Here is a 16,459-nt window from a genome sequence, read left to right on the forward strand (position 1 = left end):
CGCTGTTGGACGATATCGAAGGGCTGTTGACCAACAACCGCATCTTCAAGCAACGCACGGTCGATATCGGCGTGATTTCGGCGGACGAATGCTACGCCTGGGGTATGACCGGGCCGGTTTTACGCGCGGCCGGGATTCCCTGGGATCTGCGTAAGAGCCAGCCCTATGAAGTCTATGGCGAGCTGGATTTCGATATTCCCATTGGCAAGAACGGCGATTGTTACGATCGCTATCTAGTCCGTATCGAGGAAATGAAACAGTCGCTGCGCCTGATTAAGCAGTGCATCGCGCGCATTCCCGACGGCCCGGTGATGACCACCGACGGTAAAATCGCGCCGCCCAGCCGGGGCGCGATGAAGCAGTCGATGGAAGCGCTCATCCATCACTTTAAGCTCTATACCGAAGGCTATCACGTGCCCGCCGGGCAGACCTATGCGGCGGTCGAAGCGCCCAAGGGCGAGTTCGGGGTGTATCTGATCGCCGATGGCACGAATAAACCCTACCGCTGCAAAATTCGCGCGCCGGGGTTCGCCTTCCTTCAGGCGATGGATTTCCTCTCCAAGGGGCACATGCTGGCCGATGCGGTTGCGATTATCGGCTCGCTGGATATCGTTTTTGGTGAGATTGACCGATGAGCAGCGCTTCTCTTCCCGCCCATATGCATGAGCCGACCGAATTCACCTTCTCGCCCGAAAACCAGGCGACCGCGAAAAAGCTGATTGCGAAATATCCGGCGGGCCGCGAAGCCAGCGCCGTTATTCCGCTGCTCGATTTGGCGCAACGCCAAGCCGGGGGTTGGCTGCCGCGCGTGGCGATGGATCATGTCGCCAAGGTGCTCGAAATGCCGCCGATGCGCGTGTATGAGGTCGCCAGCTTCTACACGATGTTCAACCTGAAGCCCGTGGGGAGGCATTTCGTGCAGGTCTGCACGACGACGCCCTGCTGGTTGCGCGGCTCGGACCAAGTGGTCCACGCCTGCAAGAAGGAACTCGGCATCGATCTCGGCGAAACCACGGCGGATGGTCAGTTCACCTTGGTCGAGGTGGAATGCCTCGGGGCCTGCGTGAACGCGCCGATGGTGCAGATCAACGATGATTTCTATGAAGATCTCGACGAAGCCAGCACGGCTAAAGTGCTGCAAGCCTTGAAGGCCGGGCAGAAGCCAGCGACGGGGCCGCAGAATGGCCGTATCCGCGCGGCGCCGCTGGGCGGCCTCACGTCGCTGACCGATCTTCCCGCCGGTAAGAAGGAGCCCTCGTAATGTTGCGCGACCAGGACCGGATTTTCACTAATCTCTACGGCATCCAGGATTTCGGCCTTGCCGGTGCGCAAGCGCGCGGCGATTGGGATGGCACCAAAGCCATTCTGGAGAAGGGCCGCGAGTGGATCATCGACGAAACCAAAAAGTCGGGCCTGCGCGGGCGCGGCGGCGCGGGTTTCTCGACGGGCATGAAATGGTCGTTCATGCCGAAAGCCTCGGATCGTCCGCATTACCTCGTCGTCAATGCCGACGAAGGGGAGCCGGGCACCTGCAAAGACCGCGAAATCATGCGCCACGATCCGCATAAGCTGATCGAAGGCTGCCTGATCGCCTCTTTCGCCATCGGGGCCAAGGCGTGCTACATCTACATTCGTGGCGAATTCTGGCTTGAGGGGAATAACCTTGAGCGCGCGATTGACGAAGCCTATGCCGCCGGGTTGATCGGTAAGAACGCCTGCGGCTCGGGCTGGGATTTCGATCTTTACGTTCATCGCGGGGCTGGGGCCTATATCTGCGGCGAAGAAACGGCGCTGATCGAATCGCTGGAAGGCCGTAAGGGTCAGCCGCGCTTGAAGCCGCCGTTCCCGGCGGGTGCGGGCCTTTACGGTCTGCCGACGACGGTGAACAACGTCGAGAGCATCGCCGTGGTGCCGACGATCCTGCGGCGCGGGGCGGAATGGTTCGCCGGTCTTGGCCGTCCGAACAATACCGGCACAAAACTCTTCTGCATCTCGGGGCACGTGAATAACCCGTGCACGGTGGAAGAAGAGATGGGCATTCCGCTGAAAGAGCTGATCGAAAAGCATTGCGGCGGCGTGCGCGGCGGCTGGGATAACCTGCTGGCGGTTATCCCCGGCGGCTCGTCGGTTCCGGTTCTGCCGAAAGCGACCTGCGACACGGTGCTGATGGATTTCGACAGTTTGCGCGCCGAACGCTCGGGCCTTGGCACGGCGGCGGTGATCGTGATGGATCAATCCACCGACATCGTGAAGGCGATTGCGCGCCTGTCGAAATTCTACATGCACGAAAGCTGCGGCCAATGCACGCCGTGCCGCGAAGGCACCGGCTGGATGTGGCGCGTGATGGAACGCATGGTCAAAGGCCAGGCCGACATCGGCGAAATCGACATGCTGGAAGAGGTTAGCCGTCAGATCGAAGGTCATACGATCTGCGCGCTCGGGGATGCCGCCGCCTGGCCGGTTCAGGGGCTCATCCGCCATTTCCGTCCGGAAATGGAACGGCGCATTCTGGAGCGCAAAAGCGTTCCGGCACAGGCAGCGGAATAAGGGGCGGGGTGGGCTATGCCAAAACTAACGGTTGACGGCATCGAGGTCGAAGTCCCAGCGGGCGCGACCGTGATGCAGGCCTGCGAAGCCGCAGGCAAAGAAATTCCGCGCTTCTGTTACCACGAGCGCCTGTCGATTGCGGGTAACTGCCGCATGTGCCTCGTGGAGATGGAAAAGGCCCCGAAGCCGATTGCCTCCTGCGCCATGCCCGCCGCCGACAATATGGTCATCAAGACCGATACGCCGGTGGTGCAAAAAGCGCGCAAAGGGGTGATGGAGTTCCTGCTCATCAATCACCCGCTCGATTGCCCGATCTGCGATCAAGGCGGCGAGTGCGATCTGCAAGATCAAGCGATGGCCTATGGCCGCGACGGCTCGCGCTACCATGAAAACAAGCGCGCCGTGCCGGACAAGAATTTCGGCCCGCTGATTAAGACATTCATGAACCGCTGCATCCATTGCACGCGCTGCGTTCGCTTCATCTCCGAAGTCGCGGGCGAACCGGATTTGGGCGCAACGGGGCGCGGCGAGCATACCGAAATCGGCACCTTCATTGAAAAGGCCGTGAGTTCGGAGTTGTCGGGCAATGTCATCGACCTCTGCCCGGTCGGCGCGCTGACCTCGAAGCCCTATGCTTTTGCGGCCCGGTCGTGGGAACTGCGCAAGACCGAATCGGTCGATGTGCTGGACGCGGTCGGCGCAAATATCCGCGTCGATGTGCGCGGCGGGGAAGTGATGCGCGTGTTGCCGCGCCTCAATGAAGACATCAACGAAGAATGGCTGGCCGATAAGTCGCGCTATGCCCTTGATGGTCTGAAAAAGCGCCGGTTGGATAAGCCCTATGTGCGCAAGAACGGTAAGCTGGTGGCGGTCGAATGGCCGGAAGCTCTGGGCGCGGTCGCCCATAAGCTGACGCAAACCGCCCCGCAGAAAATTGCCGCCCTGGCGGGCGATCTGGTAGATGCCGAAAGCAGTTTCGCGCTGAAGCAACTCTTTACCAGCCTGGGCGTGACCAGTTTTGATTGCCGCACCGATGGCGCGGCAATCGGCGGCGGCGCGCGAGCAGGGTATCTGTTCAATACCGGCATCGCCGGGATCGAACAGGCCGACGTGGTGCTGCTGATCGGCAGCAACCCGCGCTGGGAAGCGCCACTGCTGAATGCGCGGCTGCGCAAGCGTTATCTGACGGGCGCGCTTACGGTCGCTTCAGTCGGCCCGCAGGTCGATCTGACCTATGGCGTCGAAGACCTGGGCAATGATCCGCAGGTGCTGGATTCGTTGCTGGAAGGCACGCACCCGTTTGCGGAAGTGCTGCGCGGGGCGAAGAACCCGATGGTTATCATCGGCATGGGCGCGCTGACGCGGGCCGATGGCGCGGCTAATCTGGCGGCGGCGCGCGGGATTGCCGAAGCCTATGGCATGATCCGCGACGGTTGGAACGGCTTCAATGTGCTGAACACGGCGGCGGGCCGGGTGGGGGCGTTGGATCTCGACTTTCTACCGCAGCCCGGTGGGCGCGATCTCGCCGGTATTCTGGCCGGGGCCGCGTCGGGCGAAGTGGAAATCGTATTCCTGCTGGGGGCCGATCTCGCCGATACCGCTGCCCTGAAGAATGCTTTCGTCATCTATCAGGGCCATCACGGCGATAGCGGCGCTGCCGTGGCCGACGTGATCCTGCCAGGTGCCGCCTATACCGAGAAGGACGCCACTTACGTCAATCTCGAAGGTCGGGCGCAGCGGGCCCAGCGGGCGACCTTCCCGGTCGGCGATGCGCGCGAAGATTGGAAGATCCTGCGCGCGCTCTCAGCCCTCATCGGAAAGACGCTGCCGTTCGACAGCCTGGGTGAGTTGCGGGCGCTGCTCGCGCAGACCGCGCCGAGCTTCGCTGCGGTGGGGCAGGTGACGCAGGCCGCCTGGGGGCCGTTTGGGGCTGCCGGGGAGCTTTCGACTGCGCCCTATGTTTACGCGATTTCCGATTACTACCGGACCGATCCAATTAGCCGTGCGTCTGAGACGATGGCGAAATGTTCGGCTCTGTTCGTTCATGGGCGTCAGCCCGACGATCTGCTGGAGCGGGTTGGGACCTATGGTTGATTTTTGGCAAGATTACGCGCTTCCGGGGGCGATTATCGTCGCCAAGATTGTCGCGATTATCGTTCCGCTGCTCGTCGCAGTGGCCTATTTGACCTATGCCGAACGCAAAGTTCTGGCGGTCATGCAGCTTCGCCGTGGCCCGAACGTGGTGGGGCCGTTCGGTCTGCTCCAGCCGCTTGCGGATGGCTTGAAGCTGTTCATGAAGGAAACCATCGTCCCAGCAGGGGCGAGCCGGGTTCTCTTCATCATGGCCCCGATGCTGACCTTCATTCTGGCAATGCTCGCCTGGGCGGTTATTCCGGTCGATCAGGGCTGGGTGCTGTCGGATATCAACGTTGGCGTGCTGTATCTTTTTGCGATTTCCTCGCTGGGGGTTTACGGCATCATCATCGCGGGGTGGGCGTCTAACTCCAAATACGCCTTCCTCGGCGCGCTGCGCTCGGCGGCGCAGATGGTGTCTTACGAAGTCTCCATCGGTCTCGTGATTATCACGGTGCTGTTGTGCGTGGGCTCGTTGAACCTGTCGCGGATCGTCGAAGCGCAAAAGACGGTGTGGTTCGTCATTCCGCTGCTACCGATGTTCGTGATCTACTTCATCTCGGCGCTGGCCGAGACGAACCGCTCGCCCTTCGATTTGCCGGAAGGCGAGTCGGAGTTGGTCGGTGGCTATTTCACCGAATATTCATCGATGACCTTCGCGCTCTTCTTCTTGGGCGAATATGCCAACATGATCCTCATGTCGGCGATGGGCTCGATCCTGTTCCTCGGCGGCTGGCTGCCCCCCATCGACATTGCGCCGTTCAACTGGGTGCCAGGGCCGATTTGGTTTGCGCTGAAAATCTGCTTCCTACTGTTCGGGTTCTTGTGGGTTCGTGCCACCTTCCCGCGCTTCCGGTATGACCAGTTGATGCGTTTGGGCTGGAAGATCTTCCTGCCGTTCTCGCTGTTCTATGTGGTCCTGGTCGCCGGAGTTCTGGTGGCGTTCGATTGGTTGCCGACGCCGTAAGGCGCGCGCGTTTGGGAAGGGAGACCCCTGTCATGGCATCCTTAGGCGCAACCGCGCGGAGCTTTATGCTCTGGGAACTGCTATCGGGCATGAAGCTGACCTTCAGCTATATGTTCAAGAAGAAGGCTACGCTGAACTACCCCTATGAAAAGGGCTATATTAGTCCGCGTTTCCGGGGCGAGCACGTCTTGCGTCGCTACGCGAATGGGGAAGAGCGGTGCATTGCCTGCAAGCTGTGCGAAGCGATTTGCCCGGCCCAAGCGATCACCATCGAGGCCGAGCCGCGCGACGATGGCAGCCGCCGCACGACGCGTTACGACATCGATATGACCAAATGCATTTACTGCGGCCTTTGCCAAGAGGCCTGCCCGGTCGATGCCATCGTTGAGGGGCCGAACTTCGAGTTCGCCACCGAAACGCGCGAAGAGCTTTTCTACAATAAAGCGAAATTGCTCGCGAACGGTGATCGTTGGGAGGTAGAAATTGCCGCCAATATCGCCGCCGACGCGCCTTATCGGTGAGAGCCCGTCATGATAATTCAAACGCTTGCCTTCTATCTTTTTGCCTCGATCTGCGTGGCCTCGGGCGTGATGGTGATTTCCTCGCGCAATCCGGTCTATGCGGTTCTGTATCTCATTCTGGCGTTCTTCAACGCCGCCGGGCTGTTCGTGCTGATGGGCGCGGAGTTTCTGGCCATGCTGCTCGTCGTCGTTTACGTCGGCGCGGTCGCGGTGCTGTTCCTCTTCGTGGTGATGATGCTCGACATCAACTTCACCGAATTGCGCCAAGGCTTCTTGCAGTATCTGCCCATCGGCGGGCTGATTGGCTTCATTCTACTGGTCGAACTGCTGCTGGTCTTAGGGTCTTGGGCGGTGTCGCCCGATGCCGGATCGGCCCTTCTGGCGAGTACGGCCAGCGTGGGCGGTAAAACCAACGCCCACGCGCTGGGCCGGTTGATCTACACCCATTACGCGCTGCTGTTCCAGGCCGCCGGGCTCGTGCTGCTGATCGCCATGATCGGGGCCATCGTGCTCACGCTGCGCGAGCGGGTAGGGGTGAAGCGGCAGAAGATCAGCACGCAGATTGGCCGTCGCCGGGAAGATGCGGTCGTTGTCGTTCAAGTCGAGTCGGGGAAGGGGATCTAACATGGTGATCGGTCTCGATCATTTCCTCACCGTTGCGGCGATTCTGTTCACGCTGGGGATTTTCGGCATTTTCCTGAACCGGAAGAATGTCATCGTTATCCTGATGTCGATTGAACTGATGCTGCTGGCGGTGAATATCAACCTCGTCGCCTTCTCCACCCATTTGCAGGATCTGGCCGGACAGGTTTTTGCCCTGTTCATTCTGACCGTTGCGGCCGCAGAAGCCGCCATCGGTTTGGCCATCCTCGTCGTCTACTTCCGTAATCGCGGCACGATTGCGGTCGAAGACATCAACATGATGAAGGGCTGATCCCGCGATGTATGCCGCCATCGTCTTTTTGCCGCTGATTGCGGCAATCCTGGCCGGGTTCGGCGGTCGCGTCCTTGGGGATCGCGGCGCTCAATTCGTTACCACGGTTGCCGTGTTCATCGCGGCTATCCTCTCGTGGGTCACGTTCATCGGGATCGCCTCCGGCGGCCCGGCCCATACGGTCGAGCTGCTGCGCTGGATCGACGTGGGCTCGCTCGACCTGTCGTGGGCCTTACGCATCGACAGCCTGTCGGCGACGATGCTCATCGTTGTCACCACGGTTTCGGCCTGCGTTCATCTCTATTCCATCGGTTACATGGAAGAAGATCCAGCCAAACCGCGCTTCATGGCCTATCTCAGCCTGTTCACCTTCTGCATGCTGATGCTGGTGACGGCGGATAACCTTGTTCAGATGTTCTTCGGTTGGGAAGGCGTCGGCCTCGCCTCCTATTTGCTCATCGGGTTCTGGTATCAGAAGCCTTCGGCGAATGCGGCGGCGATTAAGGCCTTCGTGGTCAACCGCGTCGGCGACTTTGGCTTTGCGCTGGGGATCTTCGGGATTTTCATGCTGTTCGACAGCGTTAATTTCGATGCCATTTTCCAGGGCTCGCTGGCGCAGAAAGATGCGACCTTCGTGTTCCTGGGCATGGAAGTCCATGCGATGACCACCATCTGCCTACTGCTCTTCGTCGGCGCGATGGGGAAATCGGCGCAGCTTGGGCTGCACACGTGGCTGCCGGACGCGATGGAAGGCCCGACGCCGGTGTCGGCACTGATCCATGCCGCGACGATGGTCACGGCGGGCGTCTTCATGGTCTGCCGCATGTCGCCGCTGTTCGAACTCGCGCCGGACGCGCTGACCGTGGTGACGATTGTTGGGGCCAGCACGGCCTTCTTCGCCGCCACGGTCGGCCTGACCCAGACCGATATCAAGCGCGTCATCGCCTATTCGACCTGCTCGCAGCTCGGCTATATGTTCTTCGCGGCGGGCGTGTCGGCCTATGGCGCGGCGATGTTCCACCTGATGACGCACGCTTTCTTCAAGGCGCTGCTGTTCTTAGGCGCGGGCTCGGTCATCCATGCGATGCACCATGAGCAGGACATGCGCAAGATGGGCGGGCTGGCGAAGCATATCAAAATCACCTATGCGCTGATGTGGATTGGGACGCTGGCGCTGTGCGGGATTCCGCCTTTCGCCGGGTTCTTCTCGAAGGATATCGTGCTGGAATCGGCCTATGCCATCGGCACGCAGGCGGGATATTACGCCTTCATCCTGGGCTCGATTGCCGCCTTCATGACAGCTTTCTACTCGGGCCGCCTGACGTTCCTGACGTTCCACGGCAAACCGCGTTGGGGGGCAGATGCCGATCACGGGCATGGTCACGAGGATCACGCTCACGGGCATGACGATCATCACGGCCATGCTCACACGCCGCACGAATCGCCCCTGGTGATGCTGGTGCCGTTGTTCGTGCTGGCGCTCGGTGCCATCGTCTCCGGCTACCTCGGCTATAGTATGTTCGTCGGCGATGGCCGGGAGCATTTCTGGGGTGCCGCGCTCTCTAATGCTTCCGGTCACGATACGCTGGAACATGCGCATCACGTGCCGCTTTGGGTGAAGCTGCTGCCGCTGGCGATGGGCGTTTCCGGGCTTGGCCTATCGTGGGTCTTCTACGTGAAGTCGCCGCATCTGCCGAACCAAGTCGCGACCAGCTTCCGGGGGCTCTATCTCTTCTCCTTGAACAAATGGTTCTTCGATGAACTCTACAACCTGATCTTCGTGCGCCCGTCGCTGTGGCTCGGCCGTCTGCTGTGGAAGCGCGGCGACGGCACGATCATCGACGGGCTCGGCCCGAATGGCGTGGCCTGGGTTACGGTTACGCTGTCGCGGCGGGTCTCGGTGCTGCAATCGGGGTTCGTCTATCATTATGCCTTTGCCATGCTGATCGGCCTTGTGGCCCTCGTAAGCTGGTATCTCTTTTCGCGGAACGGGTGATCCATGACCGGGCTACCGCTACTTTCGCTCGTTACCTTCCTGCCGCTGGTGGGTGTGGTGCTGGTGTTCCTGCTCCGGGGCGAAGACGCACGGGTGGCGGCGCAATCCCGTTGGATTGCCCTGCTGACCTCGCTGTTCGTCTTCGTGCTGTCCCTCCTGCTGTGGCTGAATTTCGACAGCAGCAATCCCGGCTTCCAGTTTGAGGAAAAACTCAATTGGCTGCCGGGAACCGGGGTGAGCTATCACGCCGGGATCGACGGAATTTCGCTGTTCTTCGTGCTGCTCTCGACGTTCCTGACGCCGATTTGTATTTTGTCGAGCTGGGAAGCCGTCGAGAAGCGCGTGAAGGAATATATGATCGCCTTCTTGGTCCTGGAGACCTTGATGGTGGGCATGTTCGCCGCCCTCGATCTCATCACCTTCTATATCTTCTTCGAAGGCGTGCTGATCCCGATGTTCATCATCATCGGGGTCTGGGGCGGACAGCGCCGGGTTTATGCGGCCTTCAAGCTGTTCCTCTATACGCTGGCAGGCTCGGTGCTAATGCTGGTCGCCATTCTGGCGATGTATTGGGACGCAGGCACCAGCGATATCGTGTCGCTGCTGAACCATTCCTTCCCGGCGGGCATGCAGACTTGGCTGTGGCTGGCCTTCTTCGCCTCTTTCGCGGTGAAGGTGCCGATGTGGCCGGTCCATACTTGGCTGCCCGACGCCCACGTGGAAGCGCCGACGGCGGGGTCGGTGATTCTGGCGGGCGTGCTGCTGAAGATGGGGGGCTATGGCTTCCTGCGCTTCTCCATCCCGATGTTCCCGCAGGCCACCGAGTTCTTCGAGCCGCTGATCTTCGTACTTTCTGCGGTTGCCGTGATCTATACCTCGCTGGTGGCTCTGGCGCAGGAAGATATGAAGAAGCTGATTGCTTATAGCTCGGTCGCCCATATGGGTTTCGTCACGATGGGGCTCTTCGCGCTCAATCAGCAGGGCATTCAGGGTGCAGTGTTTCAGATGCTGAGCCACGGGATTGTCTCGGGCGCGCTCTTCCTGTGCGTTGGCGTGGTCTACGATCGGCTGCATACGCGTGAAATTTCGCGCTACGGCGGCTTGGCCGAAAATATGCCGCGCTATGCCCTCGTCTTCCTGTTCTTCACCTTCGCGACCATTGGCCTTCCGGGCACGAGCGGGTTTGTTGGGGAATTCACCATTCTGGTCGGCGCCTATCAGGCGAATACCTGGGTGGCTTTCTTCGCCAGCACGGGCCTGATTTTGGGCGCGGCCTATTCGCTGTGGCTGTATCGCCGGGTGATTTTCGGGAAGCTTGAAAAGGCCGACCTGAAGTTGCTACCGGATCTGTCGCTTCGGGAAATCGTGATCTTCGCCCCACTGGTCATTCTGACCCTGTGGATGGGGATCTATCCGGCCTCCTTCATGGACCCGATGACGGGTTCCATCGAAGCGCTGGTGAAAAATTATAAAGCCGCACTGGCTGCCGCCGAGCCGATCTCGTTGACCGGCACGCTGCTGGCACTCGTGCAGTAAGGGGGTAGTGGTGGAACCGATGACCAACGTTTTTGCCAAGGTCGATCTGGCAACTGTTGTCCCCGAACTTTTCTTGGCGCTCGCCGCGATGGTGCTGCTGCTATCGGGCGCGTTTCTGGGTGAGAAGCGCGCGACCCGCGCCACGACAATCGGGGCGATCTTTGCCTTCGCGATTGCGGCGGTTTTCGTCGTGATGATGCCCTATGGCGATAGCGGGCGGGTGGCCTTCAACAGCCTCGTCCACGTCAGCGCTTTCACGGCCTTTCTCAAGGTCTTGATTTTGCTGGGTTCTGCCCTGGCCCTGGTGCTCTCCAGCGACTTCTTCGAAAAGGAGAAGATCGCGCGGTTCGAGTATCCGGTGCTGGTGGTGCTGGCGACCGTGGGGATGCTGATTATGGTCAGCGCCTATGATCTGATGACGCTCTATATGGGCCTCGAAATGCAGTCGCTGGCGCTGTATGTGATCGCCTCCTTCCACCGCGACAGCGCGAAATCCACCGAAGCGGGCCTGAAGTATTTCGTGCTCGGGGCTTTGTCGTCGGGGATGCTGCTGTACGGGATTTCGCTGGTCTACGGCTTTGCCGGCAGCACGAATTTCGCCATGCTGGCCCCGCTGCTGACCGATAACCCCGAAGCCGGGGTGGTGATCGGCATGGTCTTCATCATCGTCGGGCTGGCCTTCAAAGTCTCTGCCGTACCGTTCCATATGTGGACGCCGGACGTGTACGAGGGCGCGCCCACGCCGGTTTCGAGCTTCTTTGCCGCCGCCCCAAAAGTGGCCGCGATGGGCCTGCTGGTGCAGGTTCTCACTGGCCCGTTCGGCGGGATGGTGGGGCAATGGCAGCAGATTATCGTGTTCGTCTCCATCGCCTCGATGGTGTTCGGCTCGGTCGCCGCGATCAATCAACGCAATATCAAGCGCCTGATGGCCTATAGCTCCATCGGCCACATGGGCTTCACCCTCGTCGGTCTGGCCGCCGCCAATGCCGATGGCTTGACCGGCGTGCTGGTCTATCTCGCCGTCTATGTCGTGATGGGCCTCGGTACCTTCGCCTGCATTATCGCTATGCGGGTGAACGGCAAAGCGGTCGAGCAGATCGACGATTTGGCCGGTCTGTCGCGCACGCAGCCGCTGGTCGCGCTGGCCTTGGGCATGTTCATGTTCTCAATGGCAGGGATTCCGCCGCTCGCGGGCTTCTTCTCCAAGTTCTACGTGTTTCGCGCGGCGGTGCAGGCCGATCTATTCGCGCTGACGATCATCGGCGTGCTCGCCAGCGTCGTTGGAGCCTTCTATTACCTGCGCGTGATTAAGGTCATGTATTTCGATCAACCGTCGATCCAGTTCGACCGTATGGCTCCGGGCGTTGCCCTGGTTGCCGGAAGCACCTGTCTCGTTACGGCGCTGTTCTGGATTTATCCGGCGGCGATCATCAATGTGGCCGCCCGCGTTTCGACGCTGGTGATCGGGGGCTAACCTGTCGGGCTTGACCTTACCGCCCGGTTGGCGGTTGCAGGACTTCGAGAGCGTCGCCAGTACGATGGAACTGGCGACGCAAGCGCTTGTCGAGGGGGCAGGCGAGGGGCTCGTCATCCGGGCGCGCGAACAGGTTTCTGGACGCGGACGCCAGGGGCGCGTGTGGCGCAGCCCGGTCGGAAATCTTTATATGTCTATTCTGATCGACCCGGCCCCGACCCTAGCGGAAACGGCGCAGCTTTCTTTCGTTGCCGGGCTAGCTGTGTGGCGGGCGGTGTCCGATCTCGCGCCGGGGGCCGCGTTGCAACTGAAGTGGCCGAACGATCTGCTGCTCGACGGCGCAAAGCTGGCGGGGCTGCTGCTGGAAGTGCCCTATGCGGGCCGTCCAGCGGTCTTAGGGCTCGGCATCAATCTGCGCACCGCGCCGACCGACACTCCCTATTCTGCGACCTGCCTGCCGCCGCGCGCGACCGGGCCGGTGGATCGCGATGAGGCGACCGAAGCCGTGACCCTCCGCCTTGCCGAAACCCTGGGCCAATGGCGGCGCGAGGGCTTCGATTCGATCAGGCGCGACTGGCAGAGTGTCGCGCACCCCATTGGCACGCCGCTGACCGTGCGCCTCACGCCCGAAACGCCGATTCAGGGCAGTTTCGACGGCCTCGGACCCGATGGACACTTGCGCCTGAAGACGGCGGAGGGCGTGCGCCAAATTCCGGCAGGCGACGTTATTCTTGCTTAACCAATGTCTTGTATGAATTTATTGGCCCTGGCCGGTGCCGGGTGCGATGCTTTTTCAGGAAATCGCCATGCTGCTTGCCATTGACGCCGGGAATACCAATACCGAATTCGCGCTGATCGATGGCACCGAGCTGCGCAATTCCTGGCGCATGTCCACCGATCCGCGCCGCACCGCCGATGAATATGCCGTGTGGTTGACGCAGCTTATGGCGCTCGACGGCGTAACGCGCGACGCGGTAACGGCGAGCATTATCGCCACCGTCGTGCCGGAAGCCCTGTTCAATCTCACGGGCCTATGCCGCAAATATTTCAACGGCCCGCCGATGGTGGTCGGCGACCCGTCGGTGAAAATGACCATCCGCGCCGTCATCGACCGGCCCGAAGAGGTGGGGGCGGACCGGCTGGTTACGGCGCTTGCGGCGCGCGATCTCTACGGTTGCCCGCTGATCGTTGTGGATTTCGGCACGGCGACGACCTTCGACGTGATTGACGGCGATGGAAACTTTGCCGGTGGCGTGATTGCGCCGGGGATTAATCTTTCGCTGCAAGCGCTCTATATGGCCGCCGCCAAGCTGCCGCGCGTCGCAGTCCGCCCAACGCCGACGGTGATTGCGCGCAGTACTGTGCCCGCGATGCAGTCCGGCGTGTTCTGGGGCTATATCGGGCTCATCGAGGGGCTCGTTCGGCGCATGCGTGCCGAGCTTGGCCAGAATGTTCCCGTTGTTGCAACTGGCGGGTTAGCCCCTATGTTTGCAGGCGCGACGGACCATATAACCCATATCGACCGTGACCTTATCATGCGCGGCCTTGTCACTCTCTATCAGCATAATCGTTTGGAATCATGATCGACGGCACCCCCCTACACACCGCTATCGCTGCCCGTGGCGAACTTCTTTTCCTACCGTTAGGGGGCGCAGGGGAAATCGGGATGAACCTCAACCTCTTTGGCTATAATGGCCAATGGGTGATGGTCGACCTCGGCGTTACCTTCGGCGACGATAGTCAGCCGTCGATCGACGTGATTATGCCCGACCCGGTTTTCATTGCCGAACGGCGCGAATCGCTCATTGGGATTGTGCTAACCCACGCCCATGAGGACCATCTGGGCGCGGTCCCTTACCTCTGGCGTCGCCTGGGCGGACCGCCGATCTATTGCACCCCCTTTACCGCCAGTGTGCTGCGCAAGAAACTGCCCGAGCATGGCTTGTCGCGCGAGGTGGTGATTCACGAAGTGCCGCTGTCGGGGGAATTCACCCTCGGGCCGTTCCGCTTCCAGATGATTACCCTCACGCACTCGATTCCCGAGCCGAACGCGCTGGCCATCCATACGCCGGTCGGCACGGTGCTGCATACGGGCGACTGGAAGTTCGATCCCGAGCCGCTGATCGGCGATGTGACCGATTTCGACGCGCTGCAAAAGCTGGGCGATAAGGGCATTCTGGCGCTGATCGGCGATTCGACCAATGTGTTCAAATCCGGGGAAGCCGGGTCGGAAGCGGCGGTACGCGAAAGCCTGAAGGAGTTGATCGGCCAGTTTAACAATCGGGTCGCAGTGGCTTGTTTTGCTTCGAATGTCGCGCGGTTAGAGAGCATCGTCGTCGCGGCCGCCGCCAACGGTCGCCGCGTGGCGCTGGTCGGTCGCTCGCTGCATAAGATGGTCGAGAGCGCGCGCGAAAACGGCTATCTCAAGTCCATGCCCGCGCTGATCTCGGAAGACGAGGTCGGTTATCTGCCCGCCGAAGAAGTGCTGCTGCTGTGCACCGGAAGCCAGGGCGAACAGCGCGCGGCGCTGGCGCGCATCGCCTCCAACGATCATCCGCACGTCACCTTGGAAGAGGGCGATGCGGTGATTTTTTCCTCGCGCATTATTCCGGGGAATGAAAAATCCATCGGGCGGCTGCACGATAAGCTGATCCGCCAGGGCATCGAAGTGGTGACGGAGCAGGATCACTTCATCCACGTCTCCGGCCATCCGGCGCGCGACGAATTGGCGCGCATGTATGCGATCACCCGCCCAAAAATCGCCGTGCCGGTGCATGGCGAAGTGCGCCATCTGCACGAACACGCCGAACTGGCGCGGGAATGCCAAGTGCCGATTGCGATGGTGGTGGAGAATGGCGACGTGCTGCGCCTTGCCCCCGGCGAGCCGATGATTCTCGATAAAGTGCCCACGGGTCGCTTGGCGGTCGATGGCAACCGGCTCATTCCTCTGGGCGGCTCGGAGCTGAAGCAGCGCCTGCGCCTCACCTATAATGGGTTGGCCGTGGCAACACTGGTGCTCGACAAAAAGGGTAAGCTTCAGGCCGATCCAGTGCTCACTCTGCACGGGCTTGTCGATGCCGAGCAGGACGAAGGGCAAATCCTTATCGATAAGGCGCTGGATGCCATCGAAGATGTGGTCGATGCCTTCGCAGCCGGTGGGCGCGGCGGTGACGATACGCTGCTGCGCGATGCCGTGCGGGCGGCGGTGCGACGCATAATCCATAGCGCCATTGGCCTGAAGCCGGTAACAGAGGTGCATCTCATCCGCCTATAGGATGAAGAACGCCAGGGGGAGGATGCGGGGATGATCGGACGGTTGAACCATGTGGCCATCGTCGTGCCGGATTTAGCGGCGGCGACGGCGCTCTATCGCAACGCACTGGGCGCGACCGTCTCCGATCCGGTCGATGTGCCCGCCCACGGCGTCACCACCGTCTTCGTTCTGCTGCCGAACACGAAAATCGAACTGCTGCATCCCTTGGGCGAAAACTCCCCGATTGCCGGGTTTCTCGCGAAAAATCCGGCGGGCGGCATGCATCACATTTGCTATGAAGTCACCGATATCCGCGCCGCCCGCGATCATCTCCTGGCCGAAGGCGCGCGGGTGTTGGGCGACGGCGAGCCGAAGATCGGCGCGCACGGGCTGCCCGTGCTGTTTCTGCACCCGAAGGATTTCTGCGGGACGCTAGTGGAGTTGGAGGAGGTTGCGGCGGCATGAATTGGGTTTCGGGAATCGTCGTTTATACGATCACCTGGTGGGTCGTGCTCTTCGCCGTCCTGCCGTGGCGGGTGACGACCAATCAGCAAAAGGGCCGGGGCGAAATGGCGGGCGCGCCGGATAATCCGCATATTCTCTATAAGGCGATGTGGACAACGATTATCGCCACGATCGTTTTCGGGGGGATCTACGCGGTGATCGCCGCCGACCTGATTTCGTTTCAGGATATGGCCGACCGCATGGGCCGGTATTAGAGGCTAGACGCTGCCGCTCGCTTCAGTCATGCTTCTGTAACAGTCTCTCGACCCGCATTCCCCGCTTTATGGGGGAGCGCCGATAAGGGGGTGTTGCCGCGCCAATGACCGGGCTGATTAACCTTGCGGATTTCCGGCCGAACCGTCACCGGGTGACGTTCAACAAGGCCGAATTGCAGGAAATCCTGAATATTTATAGCCGCCGTGTCGCCAAAGGAGAGTGGCGCGATTACGCTATTGATATGAGCGGCGGGGCGGCGATGTTCTCCATCTTCCGCTCGTCGTACGAACTGCCGCTCTACAGCATCGTCAAGCACGCCAGCGCCCGCCAGATTGATTTTGTCCTCATGAGTCGCGGCCAAAAACTGCGGCAAGAGCG

The 16,459-nt window shown here is 60.9% G+C and carries 17 protein-coding genes; all 17 read left to right on the forward strand.

Annotation, left to right across the window (positions count from 1 at the left end; all coding sequences use genetic code 11):
* A partial coding sequence (locus tag VZ95_RS01225; protein WP_045774260.1) for an NADH-quinone oxidoreductase subunit D-related protein occupies positions 1-635 on the forward strand: 635 nt, incomplete at its 5' end.
* The gene (nuoE, locus tag VZ95_RS01230) at positions 632-1,261 is read left to right on the forward strand and encodes an NADH-quinone oxidoreductase subunit NuoE (protein ID WP_045774261.1); all 630 of its coding nucleotides are present in this window, start codon (positions 632-634) and stop codon (positions 1,259-1,261) included. The genes VZ95_RS01225 and nuoE, both read left to right, overlap by 4 nt.
* Complete coding sequence (gene nuoF / locus VZ95_RS01235) at positions 1,261-2,547, forward strand: NADH-quinone oxidoreductase subunit NuoF (protein ID WP_045774262.1); 1,287 nt, start codon at positions 1,261-1,263, stop codon at positions 2,545-2,547. The genes nuoE and nuoF overlap by 1 nt, the downstream gene beginning before the upstream one ends.
* Positions 2,548-2,562: 15 nt before the next feature.
* Complete coding sequence (gene nuoG / locus VZ95_RS01240; RefSeq protein WP_045774263.1) at positions 2,563-4,641, forward strand: NADH-quinone oxidoreductase subunit NuoG; 2,079 nt, start codon at positions 2,563-2,565, stop codon at positions 4,639-4,641.
* On the forward strand, positions 4,634-5,647 hold the full coding sequence (gene nuoH, locus VZ95_RS01245) for an NADH-quinone oxidoreductase subunit NuoH (RefSeq protein ID WP_045774264.1): 1,014 nt from the start codon (positions 4,634-4,636) through the stop codon (positions 5,645-5,647). Before nuoG ends, nuoH begins: the two co-directional genes overlap by 8 nt.
* A gap of 32 nt (positions 5,648-5,679) precedes the next feature.
* Positions 5,680-6,168, forward strand: coding sequence for an NADH-quinone oxidoreductase subunit NuoI (nuoI, locus tag VZ95_RS01250; protein ID WP_045774265.1), 489 nt, complete (start codon positions 5,680-5,682; stop codon positions 6,166-6,168).
* A 9-nt stretch (positions 6,169-6,177) separates the two neighbouring features.
* Positions 6,178-6,792 (forward strand): NADH-quinone oxidoreductase subunit J, encoded by a 615-nt coding sequence (locus VZ95_RS01255; RefSeq protein WP_045774266.1) that lies wholly within the window; start codon positions 6,178-6,180, stop codon positions 6,790-6,792.
* Between the two features lies 1 nt (position 6,793).
* A complete protein-coding gene (gene nuoK, locus VZ95_RS01260) occupies positions 6,794-7,102 on the forward strand; it encodes an NADH-quinone oxidoreductase subunit NuoK (RefSeq protein WP_045774267.1) in 309 nt (102 codons plus the stop codon).
* Positions 7,103-7,109: 7 nt separating this feature from the next.
* Positions 7,110-9,098, forward strand: coding sequence for an NADH-quinone oxidoreductase subunit L (gene nuoL / locus VZ95_RS01265; RefSeq protein ID WP_045774268.1), 1,989 nt, complete (start codon positions 7,110-7,112; stop codon positions 9,096-9,098).
* Between the two features lie 3 nt (positions 9,099-9,101).
* A complete protein-coding gene (locus tag VZ95_RS01270) occupies positions 9,102-10,634 on the forward strand; it encodes an NADH-quinone oxidoreductase subunit M (protein ID WP_045774269.1) in 1,533 nt (510 codons plus the stop codon).
* Between the two features lie 19 nt (positions 10,635-10,653).
* Positions 10,654-12,108, forward strand: a complete 1,455-nt coding sequence (gene nuoN / locus VZ95_RS01275) for an NADH-quinone oxidoreductase subunit NuoN (protein ID WP_045774270.1) — start codon at positions 10,654-10,656, stop codon at positions 12,106-12,108.
* Between the two features lie 10 nt (positions 12,109-12,118).
* Positions 12,119-12,847 (forward strand): biotin--[acetyl-CoA-carboxylase] ligase, encoded by a 729-nt coding sequence (locus tag VZ95_RS01280; RefSeq protein ID WP_156994926.1) that lies wholly within the window; start codon positions 12,119-12,121, stop codon positions 12,845-12,847.
* A 67-nt stretch (positions 12,848-12,914) separates the two neighbouring features.
* Positions 12,915-13,691, forward strand: a complete 777-nt coding sequence (locus VZ95_RS01285; RefSeq protein ID WP_045774276.1) for a type III pantothenate kinase — start codon at positions 12,915-12,917, stop codon at positions 13,689-13,691.
* On the forward strand, positions 13,688-15,382 hold the full coding sequence (locus VZ95_RS01290) for a ribonuclease J (protein ID WP_045774272.1): 1,695 nt from the start codon (positions 13,688-13,690) through the stop codon (positions 15,380-15,382). Before VZ95_RS01285 ends, VZ95_RS01290 begins: the two co-directional genes overlap by 4 nt.
* Before the next feature lie 30 nt (positions 15,383-15,412).
* Positions 15,413-15,826 carry a methylmalonyl-CoA epimerase gene (mce, locus tag VZ95_RS01295; RefSeq protein WP_045774273.1) on the forward strand — a complete coding sequence of 138 codons (414 nt, stop codon included), beginning with the start codon at positions 15,413-15,415 and terminating at the stop codon, positions 15,824-15,826.
* A complete protein-coding gene (locus tag VZ95_RS01300; protein WP_045774274.1) occupies positions 15,823-16,080 on the forward strand; it encodes a DUF1467 family protein in 258 nt (85 codons plus the stop codon). Before mce ends, VZ95_RS01300 begins: the two co-directional genes overlap by 4 nt.
* Before the next feature lie 104 nt (positions 16,081-16,184).
* On the forward strand, positions 16,185-16,459 hold a 275-nt coding region (locus VZ95_RS01305), incomplete at its 3' end, for a DUF2794 domain-containing protein (protein ID WP_045774275.1).

Source organism: Elstera litoralis (genome assembly GCF_000963705.1).
Lineage (GTDB): Bacteria > Pseudomonadota > Alphaproteobacteria > Elsterales > Elsteraceae > Elstera > Elstera litoralis.

Bases quoted from the DNA above. Each gene is read 5' to 3' on its own strand.
- nuoE (WP_045774261.1), top strand. From the start codon at position 632: ATGAGCAGCGCTTCTCTTCCCGCCCATATGCATGAGCCGACCGAATTC.
- nuoF (WP_045774262.1), top strand. From the start codon at position 1,261: ATGTTGCGCGACCAGGACCGGATTTTCACTAATCTCTACGGCATCCAG.
- nuoG (WP_045774263.1), top strand. From the start codon at position 2,563: ATGCCAAAACTAACGGTTGACGGCATCGAGGTCGAAGTCCCAGCGGGC.
- nuoH (WP_045774264.1), top strand. From the start codon at position 4,634: ATGGTTGATTTTTGGCAAGATTACGCGCTTCCGGGGGCGATTATCGTC.
- nuoI (WP_045774265.1), top strand. From the start codon at position 5,680: ATGGCATCCTTAGGCGCAACCGCGCGGAGCTTTATGCTCTGGGAACTG.
- VZ95_RS01255 (WP_045774266.1), top strand. From the start codon at position 6,178: ATGATAATTCAAACGCTTGCCTTCTATCTTTTTGCCTCGATCTGCGTG.
- nuoK (WP_045774267.1), top strand. From the start codon at position 6,794: ATGGTGATCGGTCTCGATCATTTCCTCACCGTTGCGGCGATTCTGTTC.
- nuoL (WP_045774268.1), top strand. From the start codon at position 7,110: ATGTATGCCGCCATCGTCTTTTTGCCGCTGATTGCGGCAATCCTGGCC.
- VZ95_RS01270 (WP_045774269.1), top strand. From the start codon at position 9,102: ATGACCGGGCTACCGCTACTTTCGCTCGTTACCTTCCTGCCGCTGGTG.
- nuoN (WP_045774270.1), top strand. From the start codon at position 10,654: ATGACCAACGTTTTTGCCAAGGTCGATCTGGCAACTGTTGTCCCCGAA.
- VZ95_RS01285 (WP_045774276.1), top strand. From the start codon at position 12,915: ATGCTGCTTGCCATTGACGCCGGGAATACCAATACCGAATTCGCGCTG.
- VZ95_RS01290 (WP_045774272.1), top strand. From the start codon at position 13,688: ATGATCGACGGCACCCCCCTACACACCGCTATCGCTGCCCGTGGCGAA.
- mce (WP_045774273.1), top strand. From the start codon at position 15,413: ATGATCGGACGGTTGAACCATGTGGCCATCGTCGTGCCGGATTTAGCG.
- VZ95_RS01300 (WP_045774274.1), top strand. From the start codon at position 15,823: ATGAATTGGGTTTCGGGAATCGTCGTTTATACGATCACCTGGTGGGTC.